At 68.2% G+C, this 22,261-nt stretch carries 16 protein-coding genes and 1 pseudogene; 8 read left to right on the top strand and 9 right to left on the bottom strand.

Features of this window, described 5'->3' with window-relative positions:
* The first annotated feature begins 19 nt into the window (after positions 1–19).
* The 3 genes from rocF to F4Y45_06295 all read left to right on the top strand — a co-directional run bounded on the left by rocF (position 20) and on the right by F4Y45_06295 (position 2,749).
* Complete coding sequence (gene rocF, locus F4Y45_06305) at positions 20–955, top strand: arginase (GenBank protein ID MXY24119.1); 936 nt, start codon at positions 20–22, stop codon at positions 953–955.
* 98 nt (positions 956–1,053) lie between these two features.
* Positions 1,054–1,698, top strand: coding sequence for a DUF2911 domain-containing protein (locus F4Y45_06300; protein MXY24118.1), 645 nt, complete (start codon positions 1,054–1,056; stop codon positions 1,696–1,698).
* Positions 1,699–1,798: 100 nt separating this feature from the next.
* Positions 1,799–2,749 carry an MBL fold metallo-hydrolase gene (locus F4Y45_06295; protein ID MXY24117.1) on the top strand — a complete coding sequence of 317 codons (951 nt, stop codon included), beginning with the start codon at positions 1,799–1,801 and terminating at the stop codon, positions 2,747–2,749.
* Between the two features lie 89 nt (positions 2,750–2,838).
* Here F4Y45_06295 and F4Y45_06290 read toward each other — a convergent pair whose 3' ends face one another.
* Positions 2,839–3,864, bottom strand: coding sequence for a hypothetical protein (locus F4Y45_06290; GenBank protein ID MXY24116.1), 1,026 nt, complete (start codon positions 3,862–3,864; stop codon positions 2,839–2,841).
* Between the two features lie 287 nt (positions 3,865–4,151).
* Here F4Y45_06290 and F4Y45_06285 point away from each other — a divergent pair.
* A pseudogene (locus tag F4Y45_06285) lies at positions 4,152–4,364 on the top strand (hypothetical protein).
* A gap of 779 nt (positions 4,365–5,143) precedes the next feature.
* Here F4Y45_06285 and F4Y45_06280 read toward each other — a convergent pair.
* Genes F4Y45_06280 through F4Y45_06250 form a run of 7 tightly spaced genes read right to left on the bottom strand, consistent with a single transcriptional unit; the run spans position 5,144 to position 16,553 of the window.
* Positions 5,144–6,502 carry a DUF1552 domain-containing protein gene (locus tag F4Y45_06280; protein MXY24115.1) on the bottom strand — a complete coding sequence of 453 codons (1,359 nt, stop codon included), beginning with the start codon at positions 6,500–6,502 and terminating at the stop codon, positions 5,144–5,146.
* The gene (locus tag F4Y45_06275) at positions 6,499–8,958 is read right to left on the bottom strand and encodes a DUF1592 domain-containing protein (protein ID MXY24114.1); all 2,460 of its coding nucleotides are present in this window, start codon (positions 8,956–8,958) and stop codon (positions 6,499–6,501) included. Before F4Y45_06275 ends, F4Y45_06280 begins: the two co-directional genes overlap by 4 nt.
* Positions 8,958–10,376 (bottom strand): hypothetical protein, encoded by a 1,419-nt coding sequence (locus tag F4Y45_06270; GenBank protein ID MXY24113.1) that lies wholly within the window; start codon positions 10,374–10,376, stop codon positions 8,958–8,960. The genes F4Y45_06275 and F4Y45_06270 overlap by 1 nt, the downstream gene beginning before the upstream one ends.
* 58 nt (positions 10,377–10,434) lie before the next feature.
* Positions 10,435–11,268 carry an ABC transporter substrate-binding protein gene (locus F4Y45_06265; protein ID MXY24112.1) on the bottom strand — a complete coding sequence of 278 codons (834 nt, stop codon included), beginning with the start codon at positions 11,266–11,268 and terminating at the stop codon, positions 10,435–10,437.
* The gene (locus tag F4Y45_06260; protein ID MXY24111.1) at positions 11,265–13,088 is read right to left on the bottom strand and encodes a PQQ-binding-like beta-propeller repeat protein; all 1,824 of its coding nucleotides are present in this window, start codon (positions 13,086–13,088) and stop codon (positions 11,265–11,267) included. Before F4Y45_06260 ends, F4Y45_06265 begins: the two co-directional genes overlap by 4 nt.
* Before the next feature lie 10 nt (positions 13,089–13,098).
* Entirely contained in the window at positions 13,099–14,370 is a 1,272-nt protein-coding gene (locus F4Y45_06255) for a cytochrome P450 (GenBank protein MXY24110.1), read from the bottom strand.
* Entirely contained in the window at positions 14,370–16,553 is a 2,184-nt protein-coding gene (locus F4Y45_06250) for a gamma-glutamyltransferase family protein (protein ID MXY24109.1), read from the bottom strand. The genes F4Y45_06255 and F4Y45_06250 overlap by 1 nt, the downstream gene beginning before the upstream one ends.
* On the opposite strand from F4Y45_06250, the gene F4Y45_06245 reads away from it, so the two are divergent.
* The 3 genes from F4Y45_06245 to F4Y45_06235 all read left to right on the top strand — a co-directional run bounded on the left by F4Y45_06245 (position 16,471) and on the right by F4Y45_06235 (position 20,559).
* On the top strand, positions 16,471–18,306 hold the full coding sequence (locus F4Y45_06245) for a hypothetical protein (GenBank protein MXY24108.1): 1,836 nt from the start codon (positions 16,471–16,473) through the stop codon (positions 18,304–18,306). The two genes, F4Y45_06250 and F4Y45_06245, sit on opposite strands and share 83 nt — an antisense overlap.
* A gap of 59 nt (positions 18,307–18,365) precedes the next feature.
* Positions 18,366–18,833 carry a nucleoside deaminase gene (locus tag F4Y45_06240; GenBank protein ID MXY24107.1) on the top strand — a complete coding sequence of 156 codons (468 nt, stop codon included), beginning with the start codon at positions 18,366–18,368 and terminating at the stop codon, positions 18,831–18,833.
* 454 nt (positions 18,834–19,287) lie between these two features.
* Positions 19,288–20,559 carry a DEAD/DEAH box helicase gene (locus F4Y45_06235; GenBank protein ID MXY24106.1) on the top strand — a complete coding sequence of 424 codons (1,272 nt, stop codon included), beginning with the start codon at positions 19,288–19,290 and terminating at the stop codon, positions 20,557–20,559.
* Positions 20,560–20,767: 208 nt separating this feature from the next.
* On the opposite strand, the gene F4Y45_06230 is transcribed toward F4Y45_06235, so the two are convergent.
* On the bottom strand, positions 20,768–21,766 hold the full coding sequence (locus F4Y45_06230; GenBank protein MXY24105.1) for a hypothetical protein: 999 nt from the start codon (positions 21,764–21,766) through the stop codon (positions 20,768–20,770).
* A 91-nt stretch (positions 21,767–21,857) separates the two neighbouring features.
* Here F4Y45_06230 and F4Y45_06225 point away from each other — a divergent pair, with 91 nt between their 5' ends.
* Entirely contained in the window at positions 21,858–22,232 is a 375-nt protein-coding gene (locus F4Y45_06225; GenBank protein MXY24104.1) for a hypothetical protein, read from the top strand.
* The last annotated feature ends 29 nt before the right edge of the window (positions 22,233–22,261 follow it).

The raw sequence follows: 22,261 nt of genomic DNA, 5'->3' as shown, positions 1-22,261 counted from the left end.
CCTCCTCGGAACCGACGCCATGACGCCACAGGCCATCTCCACGCGGCCCGCCGTCGAGATCATCGGCGCCCCCCTCGACCTCGGCGCCGGTCGTCGCGGGACCGACATGGGGCCCTCCGCCCTCCGCATCGCCCGCCTCGGCGAACGCATCGCGACGCTCGGTTGCCGGGTAACCGACCGGGGTGACGTCCCGGCGGCAGTGCCCGAGACGCATTCGCCGCAGGATGATCGCAAGAAGTACATCGCCCCGATCGCGCGCGTTTGCCGGCAGGTCTACCGCGCGGCGTCCGCAGCCCACGGCGCGGGCGCGTTACCGGTCGTAGTCGGCGGCGATCACAGCTTGGCGGCCGGATCCGTCGCCGCTACCGTGACGGCGGCGCAGCGCGAGCGCACACATGTCGGCATGGTCTGGGTCGACGCACATGCCGACATGAACACCCCGGCGACCACGGCGACCGGCAATGTCCACGGCATGCCGCTTGCCGCCCTTCTGGGCCCGGAACCCCACGAGCTGGCCGCGATAGGCCGGCGCGGTGATACGCGGATCGACCCGGTCAACGTGGTGTTGATCGGTGTGCGCAGCCTCGATCCGGCGGAACGCGAGCGCGTGCGGGAATCAGGCGTCACCGTCTTCACGATGAAGGAAGTGGACCGCCTCGGCATGGCGGCCGTGGCAACCCAGGCGCTTGCCCTCGCGGGCGAGGGAACCGCCGGCGTGCATGTCTCGTTCGACCTCGACGTCTGCGACCCGTCGATCGCGCCCGGGGTCGGCACGCCGGTTCGGGGCGGACTGAGCTACCGGGAGGCGCACCTCCTGATGGAGACCGTCGCCGACAGCGGACGGCTCCGCGCCCTCGATCTCGTGGAAATCAACCCGACCCTCGACAACCGCAACGAGACCGCCGAACTGGCCGTCGAGCTGGCCCTATCCGCGCTGGGTCGCCGCATCCTCTGATCGCGCTCCGGTTGGGGTGCAGCGCCGTGGTATTCTCGTGAATTCACTGGCGTTGACGGGGCTGCGCCCCTCTCTGAATCCGAAAGGTGGGTAGTTCGATGCGGACCAGCTACTGGAAGCTCTCACTCCTGTGCATCCTGGCGGCGGTGGCTGTCGCGTGCGGCGGCGGCGGCGGCAGCGACGTGGCCGAGGCTCCCGACAGCGGCGCGATGGACCATGACGGCATGGACACCGACGCGGGCGCCAGCGCCGAGGCCATGGAGATGCTCGGCGGCGGTCACGCCACCCTCGTCCACGAGGGAGCCGGCGGCAGCCCGCACGTCAGCGTCCACTGGGCCGTCGGCGAGGGGAACATCACCATCGACTATGGCCGGCCCTACCTCAAGGGTCGGGTTGTCGGCGAGAACGTTCCGCCCATGGAAGACGCCGTCTGGCGGCTCGGGGCTGACGAAGCGACGACGCTCCGGACCGACCGCGACCTCATGCTGGGCGAAACGCACATCCCGGCCGGCGAGTACACCCTCTGGACCCAGCACATGAACGACGAGTTCCACCTCATCGTCAACAGCGAGACCGGCCAATGGGGCACTGCCTACAACAGCGAGAACGACTTCGCACATATTGCGATGGAGGTAGGCGAACTCGATCCGCCGGCCGAGCAGCTCACCATCGCTCTCGACGAGGATTCGCTTTCGTTCGACTGGGGCGCACTGACCGCCAGCGTGCCGCTGATAGTGCACTGACACTCGAGCCGCACGCTCCCGGCCGGACCGCCCCCGGCCGTCCCTGCGCCCGGTTCAGGCGGCGGAGAAAGACCACCACGCCAGACTCCCGGATGCGCCCATGACCGGACAGCCCCGTATTGTCCTGGCCGCGATGGTTGCCGCCTGCATCGTGGCCGTTGGCGCCGCCGGGGAGCAGAACCCGACCGACCGGTTCGCGGGGGTCGAGCTGACGATCGTCCCCGTGGCGGGTCAGGTTCACATGGTGACGCGGCCGGGCGGCGGCGGCAACGTCGGCGTCTTCGCCGGCGAGGAGGGCGTCCTGCTGGTCGATTCCCTGTTCGCGCCGCTTGCCGACAGGCTGGTTGCCGCGGTGCGCAGCGTATCGGATGCCGAAATCCGTTTCCTGATCAATACCCACGTGCATCCGGACCACATCGGTGGCAACGAACCGCTGGCCGGACGGGACGTGCTGATCTTCGCGCACGACAACGTCCGGGTTCGCGCCCTGGAGCGGCTCCGTTTCCCGCGGCAGGGAGGACGTTTCGCACCACGGCCTCCGGTCGGCGCACGTCCCGTCGTGACCTACAACGACACCATGACCTTTCACTTCAACGGCGAGGAGGTGCGGGCGTTTCTCGCGCCGGCCGCCCATACCGACGGGGATACGTTCGTCCACTTCCCGGACTCGGACGCACTCCATCTGGGAGACGTCTTCCGAACCACCAGCTATCCGATCGTCGACGTCTACAACGGGGGCTCGGTCGCGGGCACCATCGCGGCGCTCGAGCAGGCGATCGCGATGGCGGGACCGGACACGCGGGTGATTCCGGGACACGGCCTGGAGGTCGTGGGGCGCGACGCGCTCATGGAGTTCCTCGCCATGATCGTCGACATACGTGACCGCGTGCAGGGCATGATCTCCGAGGGCCTGAACCTGGACGAAGTGATGGCCGCGGCGCCGACGGCTGCATACGATGCCCAATGGGGCCAGGAGGCGACGTGGACGGCGAACGACTTCGTTCCCATCGTGTTCCACGAATTGGGCGGCGGGTCGCTCTACGTGCGCTGATCCCGTACGGGAAAACGACCAGACTGGCGCAGCTTCGGCGAGACGCGCGGTAACAACTTCAGCCCCGCCCGCTGAGCCATCGAGTGCGGCTACCGAACGACAGGCTCACAGTCCCAGCAGATCTTTCCTTCCTCGAATACCGGCTCGTCCGGAGTCCCGTCCTGCGCGCGCGCCCCCCGAAGGATGTTCTCGAGGGCGTAGTTCCCCTCGTGGCAGGCCACCTCGAACATCGGGTGGTCGGTTTTTCTCAGCGAGATGGCGGCGGTCCAGGGGCTCACCCACTTGACCGGATCGTCCACGGTGTATTCGTAGCGAATCACGTCCGGACTCACCCGCGTGAACTTTTCGACCAGGCTGTTCATGTTCCGGCCGGAGCCGGCCTGCTGCAGATAGTTGGAGAAGTTCGTGGTCTCGACGACCAGCGTATCGCCTTCCCACCGTCCCCGCGTGTCTCCCAGCCACTGACGAATCGTGCCGTGCGGGCGTCCGTCGAGGGGGACAATCCGCCAGATTCGGAACGCCTCGGACAGAATCGCCACGTAGTCGGGGGTCTGGAAGATCTGCACGAAGCTGTTGTAGGGAAGCGGGCTGATCGGCATCCCGTGAATGGCCAGACACCGGTCACCCCAACCACGGTCGGTGTAGTCGTCGGCTGGCGAGTCGTCGTTGAACCCGTAGCGCGACGCGGCGTCGGCCTTGCCCCATTCCGTCAGTTCGGGGTAGCGACCGTTCGGCGGGTCGACGATGCGCGATGTTCGGAGATCCTCCACGACCTGCGTGCCGAACTCGAGCCCCCACAACCACGAGTGACTCGAAGCGCCGGCCCTGTCGCCCGCCACCGACCGGGTGACGGGCGCATTGGCCGCATCCTCGTCCCGCTGGACGGCCGCGGCTTCGAGTTCCGCGGCCTCTTCCTCGGTCAGATACGCGCGGTCGCCGTACTGCTCCGGCCGCTGCATCGGCGTAATGCTGCTGTAGTCGTAGACACCCCCCAGGTCCGGATCGCCCCACGGCGTCCGCGGCACGTCGGACGACGGTTGCGCCGTCACGACCATCGGGGCCAGCACCAGCGCCGCGACCAGCGCGGCGCCGCCGGCTTCTCGCAAATGACTCATTCTGGTCTCCTTCCGCCATCACCGTTGACGGCCCGCTCCGCGCTAGCAAAAAACGGCTTCCTCTTGGCGGCGACTTCCGGTCGCTGATAGCGTATCTGAGTATTCACTTACCTGACAAAGCGCAATCGGTCGCAGTTCCCGTCGCACCGAGAGGGCGCGCCGTGCCCGGCGCGTTGGAAGTTTCGCTGGCGCGAAACTCCTGCGGCGCAGGCGCCTCGACCGGGGGGAAGACATGGCCATCAGAACGAGCATCGTCGGCATCGCAACCTGGGTGCTGCTGAGCACTCCGGCCGCGGGCCAAGCGCCGGAGTCGGACGGATCCTGGACGATGCCGCGCATGCCGGACGGCCGGCCCGACCTGCAGGCCGTCTGGACGAACGCGACCATCACCCCGTTCGAGCGCGGCAACACCATGCCGTACTCCGACGTGGTCGTACCCGAGTCGGCTGCCGACAAGGCGGTCTTCACCGAGGAAGAGGCCGCGCTCCTCGAGGAGCAGACGAACGCCAGGCGTCCGGAAGTTCTGGGTGCGTACAACGTCTGGATGGACGCGGGAGAACGTTTTCTGTCGACACGCCAGACATCGCTGGTCGTCGACCCGCCGGATGGGCGGGTTCCCGTCAAGGCATGGGCCGCCGCGGTTCGGGAACGGAACCTCGCACGCCAGCGCGACGACTACCGCGCCATGAGCACGTGGGACCGCTGCATCACGCGCGGCGTCCCCGGCTCCATGCTGCCCACCGGCTACAACAACGCGTACCGCATTCTGCAAACGCCGGGTTTCGTGGTGATCCTGCACGAGATGATCCACGAGGCGCGGGTCATTCCGGTGACCGATCGACCTCACCTCGACGAAGATATCGGCCTCTGGACCGGTGACGCCCGCGCGCACTGGGAGGGCGACACGCTGGTCGTCGACACGACGAACTTCAACGATCAGGCGATGATCGTGACGAGCTCCAATGGCGGGCGCCTGAAGGGGCTTCCCGTCGGCGACGCCATGCACGTCGTCGAGCGTTTTACCCGGGTGTCGGAGGACGAGCTCATGTGGGAGGTCACGATCGAGGATCTCGACGTCTATGACCGGCCCTGGACGATCTCGATGCCGCTGACCCGAGCCCCAGGGTACGAGATGTACGAATACGCCTGCCACGAAGGAAATCAGGACGTCGCTATCTACCTCGGCGGCGGGCGCGCCGATGAGCGCGCGAACCGGTGAACCGGGAGCCGCGATGGTCGCCTGTTCGGATCGGGTCGGGCGCGTGACCGCGAATCCCGGCTACGCCAGCTCTGACAGTTCCCGAAGCTGTCCGGTGCTGTCGCCCAGGTTGTCCATCGGGACGTCCATCTTGTCCAGCAACGTCAGCAGGAGGTTCGTCATCGGCGTGTCCGGCGCAAAGCGCAGATGACGTCCACCCGCGATCCGGGCGCCGGCCCCACCCGCCACGAGGATGGGCAGGTTGTCGTGCAGGTGCTGGTTACTGTCGCTGATTCCGCATCCGTAGCTGATCATCGCGTGGTCGAGGAGCGAGCCCTCTCCGTCCTCCGTCGCCCGGAGACGATCGAGGAAATGGGCGAACAGGCTGATGTGGAACGCGTTGATCTTCGCGAGCTTCTCGACCTTGGCCGGATCGTCCTGATGGTGCGAGATCGGATGGTGCGGATCGGGAATGCCCAACTCCGGATACGTCCGCGAGCTGACCTCGCGCGACATGATGAACGTCGAGACGCGGGTCATGTCGGTCTGGAACGCCAGCACCTGCAGATCGAACATCATCCGGACATGATCCTCGTAGCGGTCCGGGATGCCTGACGGCTTCTCGAGCACCGGCAGTTCACGGTCGCTCTGTTGCTCGGCCTTCTGGATGCGGCGCTCGACGTCGCGGACGGCGTCGACGTACTGCGCCACCTTCTCGCGGTCGCCCGCACCCAGCGATCCCTGCAGCTTCCGGACATCGGCGAGAAGCGCGTCGAGAATGCTGCGATCTTCCTGGATCCGGCGCTGGCGAGCGACGGCACTGGTGTCCGCCGCGTCTCCGAACATCCGCTCGAACACCGCACGCGGGTTGATCTCGACCGGCAGCGGCGTGGTCTCGGTCCGCCATGACAGGGTGTTGCCGTAGGCGCAGCTGTAGCCGGCGTCGCACGCGCCGAGAAAGTAGCTCGGGTCGCAGCCGAGCTCCAGCGATGCAAGCTGCGTCTCGGACCCGACGTGCTGCGCCGCGATCTGGTCCATCGAGACTCCGGCCCGGATGTCGGCGCCCTCGGTCTTCTTCGGGTGCACGCCGGTCAGGTAGCAGGCCGCCGCGCGTGCGTGATCGCCAGCGCCTTCGCCAGGCAGCGGGTATGCCGTCTGGTGCACAAGGCCGGTCAGCACGAGCAGGTCGTCGCGGTACGGCGCGAGCGGAGCCAGCGTGGGCGGCAGGTCGAATCCCGCGCCGTCGGTGGACGGCGTCCACTGCTCCATGATGATGCCGTTCGGGACGTAAACCGTCGCCAGCCGCCGCGTCGGACGGCCGGCCGACAGCCGAACCGGGCGGAACGCCGGCACCATGGCGTCCAGCAGCGGCAACGCCATCGTGGCGCCAAGTCCTCGGATCACCGTACGCCGCGACACATGCTTCTTCGTGACGATCATGGCGCTCTCCTCGCGTCGGACACGGCTCCGTCAGACATGCGCATCTGGAACGGCGCGCTCCTGACAATACCCGAGATCAGTGACGACCAGCGGTAGTCGCTCGCGGTGGCGGCCCGGACGATCGCCCGGACGGCCGGCGCGTCGTAGTACTCGACCCCGCGGCCGATTCCATACGTCATCAGCTTCTCGACCACCGTCGAGGCGAAGCGGTCGGGCTGCCCGGCGAAGAGCTGCGCCAGCCCGCCGGGGCCGGTGATGGTCTCGCCGTTGGGCAGCTCCGCCGATGCGTCGATCGGATTGCCGCCTTCTCCCGTCTCCCGCCACCGGCCGATGGCGTCGAAGTTCTCCAGCGCGAACCCCAGCGGATCCATCTGCGCATGACACGACGCACAAACCGGATTCCGCCGGTGCACTTCCATCCGCTCGCGGACGGAACTCGGTGCGACGCCTTCCTCGCCAATCTCCTGTAGCGCCGGAATGTCGGGCGGCGGGGGCGGCGGCGGGGCACCCAACAGGTTCTCGAGAAGCCACTTGCCGCGGAGCACCGGTGACGTCCGCGTGGCGTACGACGTCACGGTCAGCACGCTCGCGTGCCCCAGCAGCCCGCGCCGCCCACCCGCCGGCAGATCCACCCGCCGGAAGTGGCTGCCGTAGACGCCCGGGATTCCGTAGTGACGGGCCAACCGCTCGTTCAGGAACGTGTAGTTCGCCCGCAACAGGTCCAGAACGCTGCGATCCTCGCGGAGCTGACTTGTCAGAAACAGCTCCGTCTCGCGCGCGAAGGCCTCGCGCAGGTTGTCGTCGAACTCCGGGAAGGTCTCCGGATCCGGCATGACGAGCCGCATGTTACGCAGATACAGCCACTGTCCGGCGAAGTTGTCGATCAGTGCGCTAGAGCGGGGGTCGGCCAGCATCCTGGCTACCTGCCGGTCGAGGACGGCGGGGTCGGCCAGCCTCCCCTGCTCAGCGAGTCCGAGCAACTCCTCGTCCGGGATGCTGCTCCAGAGGAAGAACGACAGCCGCGAGGCAAGGTCGAGATCGGTGAGCCGATACGGACTTCCGCGCCCGGCGTCCACCGGATCGTGCGTGATGCGAAAGAGGAACTCCGGGCTGGCGAGGACCTTCCGCAGGGCGAGCTCGACGCCTGCCTCGAAGCCGCCGCGCGCGCGGCCTTCCACGAAGAGCGCGAGCAGTGGCTCAAGGTCGGCGTCCGTCACCGGGCGGCGGTACGCGCGTCGGACGAGCCGAGAGAAGATGTCCCGAGCGCACGATATCTCGGCCGCGGTGTCCGTGGGCCGGCAGACGAACAGGCGCTCCCCGCTGGCGGTGTCCACGTGGCCGGCCCGGACAGGTAGCGCGACGTCGAGCGGCCCTTCGATCTCGATGGTCCACAGGGCCGGCTCCTCGGTTGCGTAGAGCGCCGCGTCACCGCTGAACCCGAACGTAGCCACCGACAGCGCCGGCCGCAAGGGCCCTTCCCGCACGACCGGCCTGGCGAGGAACGCGGCCGAGACGAGGTGCGGTCCGGCCGTGGCCCGGAAACGCACATTGAGCCCCTCGTCGCCGTTCAGGATGTACTGCTGCTCGTCCGCGCGCTGCTCCGGCGTCGGGTTTACGAGGGGCAGGCGGCCTACCGTGAACAGTTGCAGGCGCTCACCGTCGAGCCGGACCTCGAGGTCGTGAACCTGCCGCATGCCGCGAATCTGGTCGCGATGGTTCTTGAGCAGACGCAGTTTGGCAACGTAGTCGCCCGTAGACGGGAAAGTATGCCGGACCGCCATGCCGCCGCGTGATCCGAACGGCAGGTCCTCGCTCATCCGGTCGTCCTGCCGGAGGTACTTGGACAGCGTGTAGATCTCCGACGAAGCGCCGCCCGCAATACCCGTGGCGAGGCGGGCAATCTTGCCGGCCGCCGCCAGGTAGCGCTCCATCAGCAAGGGGGAGACGGTGAGCACGTCGCCGATGTTGTCGAAACCGTAGCCCGAGTCGTCGGGCGGAAGAAGCGTCGATGCGTCCACGTCGAGCCCGAGCAGATCACGGATCGCGTTGGCGTACTCCACGCGGTTCAGGCGATGCGCCACCGGGCGGCCGACCATCGGCCGGAGTGCCGCGGCCGCGTCGATGGCGGTCTCGAGGTGCGCGACCAGCGCGGTGGCGGCCCGTGGGTCGGGGCGCGGACGGCCCGCCGGCGGCATCGCGCCGGTCCGGAGCTTGCGGACGACCTTCTCCCAGATCGCGGCATCGCGCGGCGGATCGCGCGGATCGATCGCCTCCGCATCCAGCGCGAGGTTCGCCGTCGGGCGGGCGCTGTTGTGGCACGCGATGCAGTTCCGGTCGAGGAAGGCCCGCGAGGGGTCCGGCTGCGCAGCGCTCGCGGGAGCGGCGACGACCGCCACCGCGAGCGCGCCGAGCACGCCAGTTAGCATCCCGCGCACTGCCGGGATCCTCGTCGGCATCACTGGCTGTCCTGTCCGGCGCCGAGCTGGCGCAGCAGAGCGGCCGTGGTGGGCCGCACCTGAAAAGTGCCGCCGACGTAGAGGCCCTCGGCAATAGACAGCGGCGTCCACCCGTCGTTATCGGCGACGTCTACCGGCGCACCCCGGTCGGCCAGGAACTGCACGATGGTGTCGCCGCCCATGTAGGCCGCGCCATGCATCGCCGTCTGACCGTGATCGTCCACCGCGTGTACGTCACCGCCCAACTCCATGGCCAGCTTGACCGCCTCGAGATCGTGCCGCTCCCGGCGGACCGAGTCGTCATTGAACTTCACGCGCCCGTAGCGGTCGGATCCGTCGACCCAGCCGAGGCCCGCCGCCACCATCAGCGGCGTGGTGCCGCCTTCGTTGGCGAGCCGTGTGTCCGCGCCCCGGTCGGCGAGGAGGCGCATCAGATCGAGATCGGCGAACTTCGCGGCAAGCCAGAACGGGGTGGCCCCGACCATGGACAGCGGGCCGCTGGTAACGGAAAGGTCGCCCGGCACCCGCGGCAGCCGCCCCAGCAGCCGCGCGTCGATGTCCGCCCCACCGGCCAGCAGCAGCTCCACGATGTCCCGGCGCTTCTGCTGCACGGCGGCGTGCAGCGCCGTGCGCCCGGCGCCGATCGCGTCCACGTCCGCACCGGCCTCGATCAGGAAGCGCACCATCGCGGGATGCCGGCTCTCGGTGGCGACCAGCAGGGCCGCGCTCCCGTTGCCACCCGCCTCGTTCACGTCCACGCCGGCGTCGAGCAGCAACCGGGCCGACGCCACGTCGCCCTGCTGGGCGGCGAACAACAGCGGCGTGAACTCGCCGAGCGAGCGGGCCCGCACGTCGGCACCGGCGGCGATGAGGGCGGCCGCGACGTCCGAGTGCTTCTCCGCGACCGCCCACATCAGCGCGGTCTGCCCGCGCACCGTCTCCCGGTCGTTCACGCGGGCGCCGCGGGCCAGCAGGCTCTCTACGGCCTCCACGCTGCCAGTCCGCGCGCAGGTCATGAGCGGCGTGACGCCAGTCGGCAGCGTCTGGTTGGCGTCCGCTCCGTGCGCCAGCAGCTTCTCCACCATCGCGGCGCTGCCGTTCGCGCACGCCAGCGAAAGGGGCGAAACCCCCAGCTCGTTCTCCACGTTTACGTCGGCGCCCGCGCGGAGGAGGATGTCCGCGATTTCCAGGTTGTCGCGGTGCGCCGCCCAGTGAAGCGCCGTCGCGCCGTCCGGCTGCGGGGTGCCTACGGGTGCCTGCGCCTCGACGAGCGCGCGCACCGCCGCAGCATCCTCATTGCGGGCGGCCTCGATGAGACTCAGCCCATCCTGACCCGTAGCGGGGTCGGCACCTACGAGGAATGCCAGCAGAAACACCGCGCGGCCGAGCAACAGCGCCCGCGGCTGCATAACCAGCAAGACTACATCAGGTGCGGGCGGGATTCGACCCCGAATCCGCCGGCCCTCCGTCCAACGGCTATCTGGCTGTTTGCAGCGGCTCGAGACCCGTCTCGGCAATCGTTACCGCTGCGTCGCCGGATGACAGGAAATCAATGAGTCTCTGTGCGCCCTCGGGGTTTCCTGCATCCGTCGCGATCCCGGCCGAGAAAGTCGTGACCCTCTGGTACTCGTCGGGAATCGGGCCAGCGTAGGCCGCCCCCGGGATCGAGAGGATCTCGCTGACCTGCTGAAAGCCGACTTCGACCTCGCCGCGCGCCACGACGGCCGCCACGCGCTCGCTCTCGATGCGCCGGCCCTTTGGCGCAAGCTGCTCCGCCAAGCCAAGCCGGGGAAACAACTCCGTGGAAACGTACGTCCCGCTCACGCTCGCCGAGTAGCCGATGGACTCGGCGGCCAGCAGCGTTTCCACGAACGCCTCGGGTGTGCTGATGTCCGGGAGTGCGGCTCCCTCGCGCACCGCCATCCCGATCGATGAACTGGCCAGATCGACCCGGGTGTCGGCTCGGACCAGGCCGCGTCCGATGAGATCGTCCAGGCCGGCCTGCGACATGATCAGGACATCGAAGCGTTCCCCGCGCTCCAGGCGGGCCGGAATCGAGTCGGGAGCGCCGCCGGTCGACGCCCCGTAGGCGGTCGCGAGTCCGATACTCGTTTCTGCCTCGAATTGCGGCGCGAGGCGATCATAGGCCGCAGCCAGGCCCCCGGAGGTCACGACCGCCACCTCCCGCGGCGGGTCCGAATCGCCGGCAGCTACGCCGCCGCCCGACGACGGCGCACAGGCGGCGGTCGTCACCGCCAAGGGCAACAGGAGCGTGAGAATCCGACGTCTCTGCAACGCCTGAAGCCTCAGGACGGCGGCAGCGCGAACGTGACGAGCATGTTGCTACCCATTGGCGCCTCGAGCTCCGGCGCGTAGTTGCTCATCCGGAATATCGCCGCGCCGCCCACCGGCACCGACAGATACTGGCGGCCGCCGGCCTCGTATGTGACGGGAAAGCCGGTGATCTGGCTACCCAGGATCGTCTCCCACAGCACGTCGCCGGTCTCCGCGTCGAAGGCGCGGTAGCGGCGGTTGAGGTCACCGAAGAAGACGACGTTGCCGGCGGTGGCGAGCGTCGACCCAGCGTTGGGAGCCCGCTGCGAATAGCGCCACGCTTCCCGGCCGGTCGAGATATCAAGCGCCCGCACCTCGGTGAGGTGGCCGTCCTCCGCGAATCCCGGTTCGGGTTGCGTGAACCTGGGGCCCGTTCCCGAGACCGTCCGATCGTTGGCGGTCTGGTTGAGACACGAGCGATTGATCGGAATGTAGAGCAGCCCGGTCCGTGGGCTGTATGACCAGGACCACCAGCCCTTCACGTTGTGCCCGCAGATGATGAACTGCTGGCCAGGCTCGCGCGCCACCAGGTCCATGTTGATGAAGACCTGCCCGGTCGCCGGATCGATGTCGCGGATGACGAAACGCTCCGTGCTCGTATACGGCAACGGCGTCGCCCACAGAAACTCACCCGTTTCCCGATCAAGGACGAACAGCCCGCCAGGCTCCCCCAGGGTGACCGCGACCTTGCGCTCCTCGGCGGTGCCGGCGATGCGCGGGTTGATCCACATCACCGACTCCGGATCGGGCGCGACGACCGTGTCAATCAGCGTGCGCTCCTGAACGAAGTCCTGATCCCAGTCGTCGCACGGCAGGTGCTGGTAGTACCACTCCATTACGCCCGTCTCTACGGCCAGGGCGACGGTGGAGTTGGAGTACAGCTCGCACGGCGTGCTGTCGCCGACGTCCCAGGTGCCACGTCGCATGATGCGCGTGTAGGGCATCGGGACCGCAATGCCCCAATAGATGAGCCCGAGCTCCGGGTCGTAGCTGCCCGGGGCGCCCCACGCCGACACGTGGAACCGCTGCGACGTCGGCACGTTGCCCCAGGTCTGCCCGCCAGGGTCGTCCGCTCCGGCCGCCGTGTAGACCCGCCAGAGTTCCTCTCCGGTATCCGAATCGTGGGCCGAGATGAAGCAACGCGCCGGGATGTCGGTGGGAAAGCAGGCCCTCCCGGCAAGCACCCGGCCGTCGATGATCATGGCGCCCGTCGAGTGGGTCATCCCCGCCCGGTAGTCGGTCATCTCCTGGTCGAAGGCCACCTCGCCGGTGCGGGCATCGAGCGCGAGCAGGTGCGCGTCGGAGGTCAGGTGATAGATGTGGTTGCCATAGATGGCCAGATTCCGGGTCCGGTTGCCCAGCGTGACGTACTCGCGCAGGTCGCTGGGCAACTGGCGGCGGTAGTCCCAGAGCAGGTCCCCGGTCGCCGCGTCCAGCGCCTGGATGTGATCGTCGTTGTTGGCGAGGTACATCACGCCGTCGTAGACGAGCGGCTGGGTCTGCTGCGGTCCCTCGTCCATCGCCCGCATCCAGGCCACCTGGAGCTGATGCACGTTGTCCCGGTTTATCTCGTCGAGCGGGCTGTACGCCTGAAAGTCGTACGTCCGGTGGGTCATCAGCCAGTCGCCCGGATCCGGATTCCGCAGCATCTCGTCCGTGACCGGCACGAACGGCCGCACCTCGCGGGTGATTGTCTCACCCTCCTGCGCGCCCACCAGAGACGACAAGGGCAAAGCCGCGACGCCGAGCAGCAAAGTCGCCGGAAGCCAGTGGCGGATCAGGGGTCGGTGCGGCATGGTCGCCTCCTCATGCGGCCGGCTCCGCTGCCATCGGCAGCGACTCCAGGCCGCGCAGCACGATCGCCCGCCGGAATCTCGGCGTGTCGTCGAGCAGGCGCATCGAGGAGAAGCGCTCCAGCAACACTTCCAGCGCGATGCGCCCTTCCAGACGCGCCAGCGGGGCGCCGAGACAATGGTGAACACCACGGCCGAACGAGATATTGCTTCCCTTCGACCGTTCGACGTCCAGCCGCTCCGGCTCGTCGAAGACCTCCGGGTCGCGGTTAGCGGCCCCAATCGCCAGTATGGCGCCGTCGCCGCGTCGCAGGGACGCGCCGTTCATCTCGCAGTCTTCCAAGACGCCCCTGAAATCGAGCTGCACCGGCGAGTCAAAGCGCAGCAGCTCTTCCACCGCGGCCGGTATCCGGCTCGGGTCTTCCCGCAGGAGCTGAAGCTGGTCGGGATTGCGCAGCAACGCGAGCATGCCGTTGCCGATCAGGTTGGTGGTGGTCTCGTTGCCGGCGACCAGCAGCAGGCGCAGCATGTTCAGCACCTCGCGGGCAGTGAGCTTGTCCCCTTCCTCTTCCGCCAGGGCGAGCGCGCTGACGATGTCCTCCTGCGGCTCGCGGCGCCGGGCCTCGATGATGGCGGTGAAGTACGCATCGAACGACTCACCCGCGACCATCGCCCGCTTCCGTTCCTCCGGCGTGATAACCGGCTCGAGCAATCGCGCCCGCTCGTCCGACCAGTGCTTGAACTCCGCCCGGTCCTCGGGCGGCACACCCAGCATCTCGGCGATCACGATGACGGGCAGCGGGTTGGCCACAGCCGCAATCAGGTCGAATCCGGACGGGTCGTCTATGGCGTCCAGCAGTTGCCCCATGATCGTCCGGATGTGAGGCGCCAGGGCGTCGACCACCTTCGGCGTGAACGCCTTGTTCACGAGCGCTCTGAGGCGGGTGTGCTCCGGCGGATCCATAAACAGCATGGTCCACTCGGCCCGTGGCGACAGGGACGACCGTTGCTTCGGCGTGAGGCTGCGGCTCGTGGGAATGTTGGAGAACCGGCGAAAGTCCCGGAGGATGGCCTCCACGTCCGCGTAGCGGGTGAACACCCAGGAATTGAGCACGCGGCTGCGGTGAGCGGGAGAACGCGAGCGCAGGCGCGCGTAGGTCGGATACGGGTCCTGGATCACCCGGGCGGACAGCGGGTTGTACGCGATGCCGCTACGCCAGTACTCCGGCAGGGCCAGAGTCTTGACGACAGCCGACCGCAACGTCCACCGCAGCTCATCCAGCATCAATAGGCCAGCGCGTAGCAGTCGCGCCGCGGATCGGCCGCGGCCATCCGGTTGCCGGTGGCCGGGTCGATCATCACCGCCGTCGCACACCCCGAGACACCGAACTGGGGCACCTCGATAATCTCGTGTCCACGCCGCCGCAATTCTTCGACCACCGCCGGATCGACGTCCGCTTCGACATCCAGCCGGTTGAAGCCGGCCGCGTGCGGCCAGAACGAGCCGTGCAGGTGCTGCGTGCGGACCCGCGGCCAGGCGAGCGCGTCGTGCAGGTTCGGGTACCAGTCCGGCTCGAACTCCACGATGTTCAGGAACGCCTGCAGGATGGTCTGATCCTGGTTGTCGCCGCCCGGCGTGCCGATCGCCAGGAACGGCTCCCCGTCGCGGAAGACGATGCTCGGCGTCAGCGTGTAGCGCGGGCGGGCGCGCGGACGGATCTGGTTGGCACGTTCCGGGTCGAGCCAGAACTGCTCCCCGCGCGTGCTGAGCCCGATGCCGGTGCCGCCCAGAATGATGGCGCCTCGAATCCACCCGCCGCTCGGCGTGGCGTCGAAGACGTTTCCGTCCCCGTCGATGATGGCGATGTGCGTCGTGTCCTTCAGTCCGCCCGCCGACGGCACGAACGAGCCGTCCGCGTCGCTCGCCGCCACGCCGTCCTCGATGTCAGCCACCCAGAACGGCCACTCGTTCACGTCGGGATCGTGCGGCAGCGGGTCGCCGGCGCGGAACGCGACGGAAGCGTGCCGGGCGTCGATCTTCGCCGCCCGCTCCCCCGCGTAGGTCTTCGACAGGAGTCCCGCGGCCGGCACGTCGACGAACTCCGGGTCCGCGTAGTAGGTGTCCCGGTCGGCATAGGCCAGCTTCATCGCCTCGACGACGGTGTGGACGTAGTCGGCGCTGTTGTGCCCCATCCCCTGCAGATCGAAGTTCTCGAGGATGTTCAGGGTCTGCAGCAGCACCGGTCCCTGGCTGTTGAACCCCTGCTTGTAGATGGTGTAGCCGCGGTAGTCGGTGCGGCTCGGCGCTTCGATGCGGGAATGGAACTCGACGAAGTCGCTGATATCGAACGGCGCGCCGTGCGCCTTCAGGAAGGCGACCATCTCCACCGCGATGTCACCCTTGTAGAAGCGGTCGCGGGCGGCGGCGACGGCGCGGGCCCGGCCAAGGTGTGCGTGGTCCCGTTCCGCGTCGACCATCTTCCGGAGCGTCCGCGCCAGGGCGGGAAGCGCGATCGTCTCGCCCGCCGCGTAGGGCGAGCCGTCGGGCTTCAGCCAGTAGCGCCGGTTCTGCGGCCACTCCTTCAGGAAGTCGACGTTCTCCTCGATGGCCCGGGCGGTCAGCGGCCGGAGGGGAAACCCGTGCTCCGCATAGTCGATGGCGCGCGCCGCCACCTGCTCGAATGTCATCGTGCCCCACCGCTCCAGCACCGTGAGAATGCCGTGCAGGGCGCCCGGCACGACACCGGGATCCAGCCCCTGGCCGTTGAGGTCCCGATCGCGTTCCGTGTACCACTCGATGCTGGCGCCCCTCGGCGCCCAGCCCTGGCCGACGATGGACGTGACCTCGCCCTCCGCGGCCGGGTAGACCAGGATCAGCGCCTCTCCTCCCAGCCCGTAGAGGTCCTGCTCGACGACGCCGCCGACAAGCATCGCCGTGACCCCCGCGTCGAACGCGTTGCCGCCCTGCACCAGCGTCTCGAACGCGGCGGCGGTCGCGAGTGGATGGCCGGTGGAAACACCGGCGGTGCGGCCGGACACCGGGGGCCGCTGGGCCTCCAGCGCCACCGGGGCGAGCACCACGGCCAGTACCGCCAGCACGCCGGCAACCCGTACGGCGGCCGCGCACGGCCCCCGCCGTCTCGACATCGGCGGATGGTCCGCCGCGTGGCAGGCGGTTGACGGATAGCATCGTGCGCCGTTCGGCATCGCGGCCTCCAATCCAGTTGTCGTCAAACGGTAACCGGACCCGATTATGGCACGGCGGGACGTGGCCAGCGGCCGCGGGTGGCCCGCGAGAAAGCCAGGCAGGAGCAGGCTGCGGGGACGACGCCCTTGCCGCGATGCGACGGGTAGGCTAACGTCCTGATCCGGCAAGGAGATCCTGATGGCCGCCGTACACTCGCGACGCAGCTTCGTTAAGCGTTTCGGCACCGCGGCCGGCGCCGCCGCCCTCACTCCCTCCGCCATGGCGGAAGCAGCCGTTCAGCCGGCGCCGCAGTTTCCGGAGGAGACGCCGCGGTCCGTCCATCCCACCCTCAACCGGCGGGCCCGCGGTTGGCTGCGCTTCCTGTGGGAGAAGGCGACGACCCCGGACAACTGGAACGCGGACGGCGTTCCCCATATGTGGTGGGACCGTTACTCGATTCCGGTGGTCACCAGCTACGGCCGCTTCGATCTCCACAATTCGTCGTACGCCCTGCTGCTCATGGCCGACGAAACGCCGGCGTGGCGTGAGGTCTATACCCGGATCGCCGACGGCCTCGCCAGCCGTTACCCCACCTACTGGGGCGCGATCGACTGGCTGACGCAGATCGGCGACGACCCGCGGCGGGCAAACTATCCCGATTACGTCATGGCGGGAATTCCGGAGCGGCTCCGCGGCAACTACAACCGGATCGGCTGGACCGCGAACGGTATCGAGCCCTGGGGGCTTTCCCCGGATCCGATCGGCTCGGAAGGCAACCTTTTCTTTCGCGGCTGGTTCAATCTGGTCCTGGGCATCTATCGCTACATCTCGGGCGACGACAAGTACGAGCGGCCGTTCGACGTCACCGGCTACGGGGACGAGGTGTTCCAGTGGGATCAGCACCGCATCGCGGAGTTGCTCGAACAGCAGTACCGCGAGCGGCCGGAAGGACCGCATTGCGAGAACACCAAGGTCTGGTTCGTGTGTAACTCCGCTGCCGGGCTTGGCCTCCATCTCTACGACCGGATCAACGGCCGCGAGACGCACCGGCCGGTGCAGGGCTTCCTGGAGTACGCGCGCGAGAACTTCGTGGGCGTCGGGAACGATGGCCGCCTGGAGTGGGTCACCAGCTACTACGACCCGATCGTCAACCACAAGGCCAACGGCGGCGCCGGGGCGGGTGTCGGAACGGCTTTTCTGCTGCTGCCCCAGGATCGGGAGTTCGCCACGTTCCTGTACGAATCGGCCGCCAATGCGCTCGGCTGGAACAACCCGCGCGTCGAGATCCGCGCCTCGCAGCCCGGACTGGTGATGGCGCGCGAGCTCGGCGACCATACGTCGCTGGCGCGGCTCCGCGCCGCTGCGGAGCGGGAGTACGACCCCCGCTACTTCGGTGACGACAACGAGATGTTCGGCTGGTGGTTCAACCTCAACGAGGCCTACCCGCGCGGCCAGCGCAGCGCCAGCATGATGGTCTCGGAGGTCGGGATGGGCGACGCCTGGTACCGGGCGTTCGACGCGCCGCACCTCGACAAGTTCGACGCGCCCACCGTCGAGGGCATCGAATTCCCCGCCCTCGGCGTCTACCAGGCGTGGAACGACACCGAAAGCGGAGCCCTCCACGTCGGCACGTATGCCGCGTCGCCCGACCGGCGGGGACTCGATACGACCTGGCAGGTTACCAATCTGCCAAGCGCCGACGATGTCTACATCCTGTGCGACGGCGAGCCGTTCCGGAGATTCAGCGTCGTCGACCCGAACACTATCCGCCTGGATGCCAGCATCGACCTGCGCCACTACCAGATCTTCACGGGCTACCGGGGTCCCGGTACGCAGGCGGACGCCGCGCAACAAGGGGAGCGAACGGCGCGGACCGCCCGGGCCGGCGCCGGTGCGGCAGCTGGCATGGCCGCTGCAACGGGGCTGGGCGCCGCGGCCGAACGGTCCTCGACCACCCCGCACGGGCGAAACGCCGCGGAAGCGACCAGCAGCTTCTCGAACACGGGCCCGAGCTGTCCGTGCTGCGTCGCGTAGCGGGTGGGGGATCGCATCGACGACCTGGCCCCCCGGTTTCCTCTACCTACGCGTCCCGCATGAACAAAGCGCACATGGAGCGGGCCGTGGCCCTCTCCAGGCAGGGCATGGAGCTAGGGCACGGCGGGCCGTTCGGCGCCGTTATCGTCCGGGGCGACGCGATCGTCGGCGAAGGCTGGAACGAGGTTCTCAGCTCGAACGACCCCACCGCCCATGCCGAAGTCGTGGCCATCCGAAAGGCGTGCCACAAGCTCGGGACGTACGACCTGTCGGGCTGCGAGATCTACACCAGTTGCGAGCCGTGCCCGATGTGCCTCGGCGCCATCTACTGGTCGCGCATCAGCAAGGTGTACTTCTCAATAGGCCGGCACGATGCCGCCGGCATCGAGTTCCGCGACGAGTTCATCTACGAGGAAGTGGCGAAGCCGTTCGCCGAGCGGGCGTTGCCGATGGAGTACGTCCCGTGCGACGGTGCAATGGACGTGTTCGCGGCCTGGATGCACCCGGCGCGCCGCACCACCTACTGAGCCGGCGATCGGCCTTGCCTCGCAGGGACCGGGGCTTCGGCTGTCCGCTAGCTATCAACGAAACGTCCTTACCTGTTGACGTGCATCTGTGTCCCCTGTTGGCCGCGATTCTGACGCTGGCACTTGTACTGTCCCTCCCCTGGAGCCGGGGGTAGCCAGTGCAGGGGTTCGCTGCAGTTTGCGCGTCGGACTCGGACCCGGACGACGAGCGGCTCTGGATGTAACCCGGGCTCCGCATGCGGGGGCGACGATGCGTGCTACGATCAGGGGGTCGAATCGTGAGCAGGTGTTCCTCCACCCCGGAAGCCCCGCTCAGAGTAGCGGGTGTCGCCGGGCGCAATCCCCGGCCCTTCCCTCCTCCCAGATTCTCTTGAGACCGCCCGCCGTGTCGGCGGGGCGGTCACCGGCAACGCTCCGCGTCCGGGTGAACGCGGAAGCTGGAGCACAAGTCTGTATGCATTTCGCCGACCTGGGCCTGCACCCAGAACTCCTTCGCGCGGTCGACCGCGCGGGTTACAAAACCTCTACTCCGATCCAGGCGCGCGCCATTCCGGCCGTGCTCCAGGGCCACGACCTGATAGCGTGCGCACAGACCGGTACGGGCAAGACGGCCGCCTTCCTGCTGCCGATCCTGCAGCGCCTGGCCGACCGATCGCCGGGCTCTTCGCCGCGCGCGCTCGTGATCACGCCGACGCGCGAGCTGGCTGCCCAGATTGCCGAGGCGGCCCGGCAGTATGGACGCGACCTGCGACTACGCAGCACCGTCATCTTTGGCGGGGTCGGGATGGAGCCGCAGACGCGCCGGCTGCGCGCCGGTTTGGATCTGCTCGTCGCCACGCCGGGACGACTGCTCGATCACCTCGGGAGGGGGCATGCACGGCTCGACCGCGTCGAGACCCTGGTCCTCGACGAGGCGGATCGCATGCTCGACATGGGATTCCTGCCCGACATCCGGCGCATCCTCAAGGTCCTGCCGAAGACGCGCCAGAACCTCTTCTTCTCGGCGACCATGCCGGACGAGATCGAAGCGCTCATTCGCCGGACGGCCACGAATCCCACCGTGATCGAAGTTACCCGCCGAGCGACGCCGGTCAGCGCTATCAAACAGGTCGTCCATCCGGTGGTGATGACCAGCAAGAAGGACCTCCTCACGACGCTCCTCCAACGTGCGGACATGGGACCGACGCTGGTCTTCACCCGCACGAAGGCCCGCGCCAATCAATTGGTGCGGCGTCTGGAGAAGTCACGGCGCCAGGTTGCCGCGATCCACGGGAACAAGAGCCAGAGCGCACGGACCCGGGCCCTCGCCGGCTTTCGTGCCGGCAGGATCGACACGCTGATCGCCACCGACATCGCCGCGCGCGGCATCGACGTCGAAGGGATCAGCCACGTGATCAACTTCGACCTTCCGCACGTTCCCGAAGACTACGTGCACCGCATCGGCCGCACTGCTCGGGCCGGGTCGAGCGGACACGCGGTTTCGCTGGCCGCACCGGAAGAGCGGCTGCAATTGGCCGCTATCGAGCGGCTGGTCGGAAACTCGATCCCGCGCGAGAAGGTAGCGGGGTTCGACGCAACGCTGGACGCGGCGCCACCCGAAGGCCGCCGGCAGCCGCGTCGCCGGAAGACCGGTAGTCGACAACGCGGAAGCAACGGGCACACCCGCGCCGCAGCGCCCAGCAGACCGAGGACTCCAGTCCGAGCGAGCCGGCGCCCCGCTCGTTGATTCGGGAACGGGGGCGGTGCCCCGGGGGGACCGCGATTCGCCGTGGCGGCGCTACTCGTCGAGGCGGACTTCGGCGATTGCGATACCGCTTTCGCCCGCCACCGCGTACAGAAGAAGACCCGCCCGCCCTCCTCGAAGATGGCGGGGTCGCGGAGCTGGTTGCCGTCCCTGTTTGTACTTCTTCTTCATCGCTCTACGCCGTGCGCGATCACGGACGCAGCGGGCGTCCGTCCCGTTCGAGCTGACGCGCGCCGGCGAGAATGCCGGTCAGTCCGTAGTTGCCCTCGTGGCAGGCGTACTCGAAAAGTGGGCCGTCGGTCCGCCGGAACGGCATCATCACCGTGTACGGGGCCGTGTAGACGGTCGGGTCCGTGACCGTGAACTCGTAGGCCACCGTGTCCGGGTCGAGCCGGGTGAGACGCTCCTCCAGATGCATGTTCGGGCCGGTTCCCCCGCTCTGGCCGCCCCGGAACTGGGTGGTCTCGATCACCAGGGTCTCTCCCTCCCAGTGGGCGCGCGAGACGCCGGCAAACTGCGGAAACGGCGGCTTCGCCTGGTCTTCCAGGGGGATGATGCGGGCGTTGTGCACCATCTCGTTCAGGATCGCCACGTATCCCGGCGCCTGGAAGATCATCACGTTGTTGTTGTAGGCGCTCGAGCGCATCGGCGGACCCGAGTTGAAGCCCATGATGCAGCGGTCGGCGAGGCTGCGGTTCTCGTACGAATCGTATCGGTGCTCCTCCAGGTGGGCGCGCCGCTCGGCCGCGGCCTGGATGGCTGCCTCGGTCCGCGGCGGCAACCGGCCATCGGGTGGATCGATGATCAACGCCGTCCGCTTGTCGGAGGTGAGCTCGATGCCGCGCTCGTACCAGAACTCGTTGTAAGAGAGCACCCCTCCCTCGGAGCGCGGGCGGTAACCGGCCGCGCCCTTCTCGGGATCGAAAAGGTCCCGGTTCAGGCGCACGCGCTCCGACGCCTCGAACGCCGCCGCGTCTTCCGGTGAGAGCCTCTCGACTCCCTCGAACTGCTCCGGGCGCTGGAACGGCGTCAGGGTGCGGAACGTGAACGTGCCCGAGACGTCCGGCTGTCCGTCGGGCGTCCGCATCGGCATGGTGCGATCGCCCGACGTCTGGGCAGACGCCGGCGGCGGGGCGAGTGCAAGCACCGCTGTCAGGACGACGAGCGTCGCGAGGGTGTTTCTGAACATCTCTAGCCTCCCCGGGCGCCGGGCGAATCCGAGACTCTGGCGCCTGTTGCCGAATACACACAGCAGAGTATCGCTAGTATGAGCCATTGTCATGGCCAGATTCAGGATGGTTCTGCTGCCGCTGACCGTGCTGCACGCCCTCTTCGTCGGCCTCACGGCCATGGTGGGGGCCTTTGCCGACGGCGGAGACATCTGGCAGCGGCTCGTGCTGGTCCTCCTGCATCCCCTCGGCGCCATCGGCATGACGCTGCTGGTGTTGCAGCCCGGCATCGCCGCTGCCCACATCCTCGTCATAGCCGCGCTCCTCACCGCGAACGTGATTGCGGACCTCTGGCTGGCGCGACTGATCGCCACAGGCGCGGTGCGGGGGGACTGGGAGCTGGCTTTGGCCTTCTCGGTCGTTCCCGCCATCGGGATTGTCTACGCGCTGGCGCTGCTCCGGACCGGACGTGCTGCATGCTCCTGAAACAGGCTATGATTGTGTAGCCTGATGTG

It is taken from the genome of Acidobacteriota bacterium (assembly GCA_009838525.1).
In the GTDB taxonomy this organism is placed as follows: domain Bacteria; phylum Acidobacteriota; class Vicinamibacteria; order Vicinamibacterales; family UBA8438; genus VXRJ01.
This window is presented reverse-complemented; position numbering and strand designations above follow the sequence as displayed.

Coding starts and splice junctions, on each gene's coding strand:
- F4Y45_06300 (MXY24118.1), top strand. CDS start 1,054: ATGCGGACCAGCTACTGGAAGCTCTCACTCCTGTGCATCCTGGCGGCG.
- F4Y45_06225 (MXY24104.1), top strand. CDS start 21,858: ATGGCCAGATTCAGGATGGTTCTGCTGCCGCTGACCGTGCTGCACGCC.
- F4Y45_06275 (MXY24114.1), bottom strand. CDS start 8,958: ATGCCGACGAGGATCCCGGCAGTGCGCGGGATGCTAACTGGCGTGCTC.
- rocF (MXY24119.1), top strand. CDS start 20: ATGACGCCACAGGCCATCTCCACGCGGCCCGCCGTCGAGATCATCGGC.
- F4Y45_06235 (MXY24106.1), top strand. CDS start 19,288: ATGCATTTCGCCGACCTGGGCCTGCACCCAGAACTCCTTCGCGCGGTC.
- F4Y45_06255 (MXY24110.1), bottom strand. CDS start 14,370: ATGCTGGATGAGCTGCGGTGGACGTTGCGGTCGGCTGTCGTCAAGACT.
- F4Y45_06290 (MXY24116.1), bottom strand. CDS start 3,864: ATGAGTCATTTGCGAGAAGCCGGCGGCGCCGCGCTGGTCGCGGCGCTG.
- F4Y45_06280 (MXY24115.1), bottom strand. CDS start 6,502: ATGATCGTCACGAAGAAGCATGTGTCGCGGCGTACGGTGATCCGAGGA.
- F4Y45_06250 (MXY24109.1), bottom strand. CDS start 16,553: ATGGCGGAGGGAGTGAGGGCGGCGGCGCCGGCCGCGGTGCCGAAACGC.
- F4Y45_06240 (MXY24107.1), top strand. CDS start 18,366: ATGAACAAAGCGCACATGGAGCGGGCCGTGGCCCTCTCCAGGCAGGGC.
- F4Y45_06245 (MXY24108.1), top strand. CDS start 16,471: ATGGCCGCCGTACACTCGCGACGCAGCTTCGTTAAGCGTTTCGGCACC.
- F4Y45_06295 (MXY24117.1), top strand. CDS start 1,799: ATGACCGGACAGCCCCGTATTGTCCTGGCCGCGATGGTTGCCGCCTGC.
- F4Y45_06260 (MXY24111.1), bottom strand. CDS start 13,088: ATGCCGCACCGACCCCTGATCCGCCACTGGCTTCCGGCGACTTTGCTG.
- F4Y45_06230 (MXY24105.1), bottom strand. CDS start 21,766: ATGTTCAGAAACACCCTCGCGACGCTCGTCGTCCTGACAGCGGTGCTT.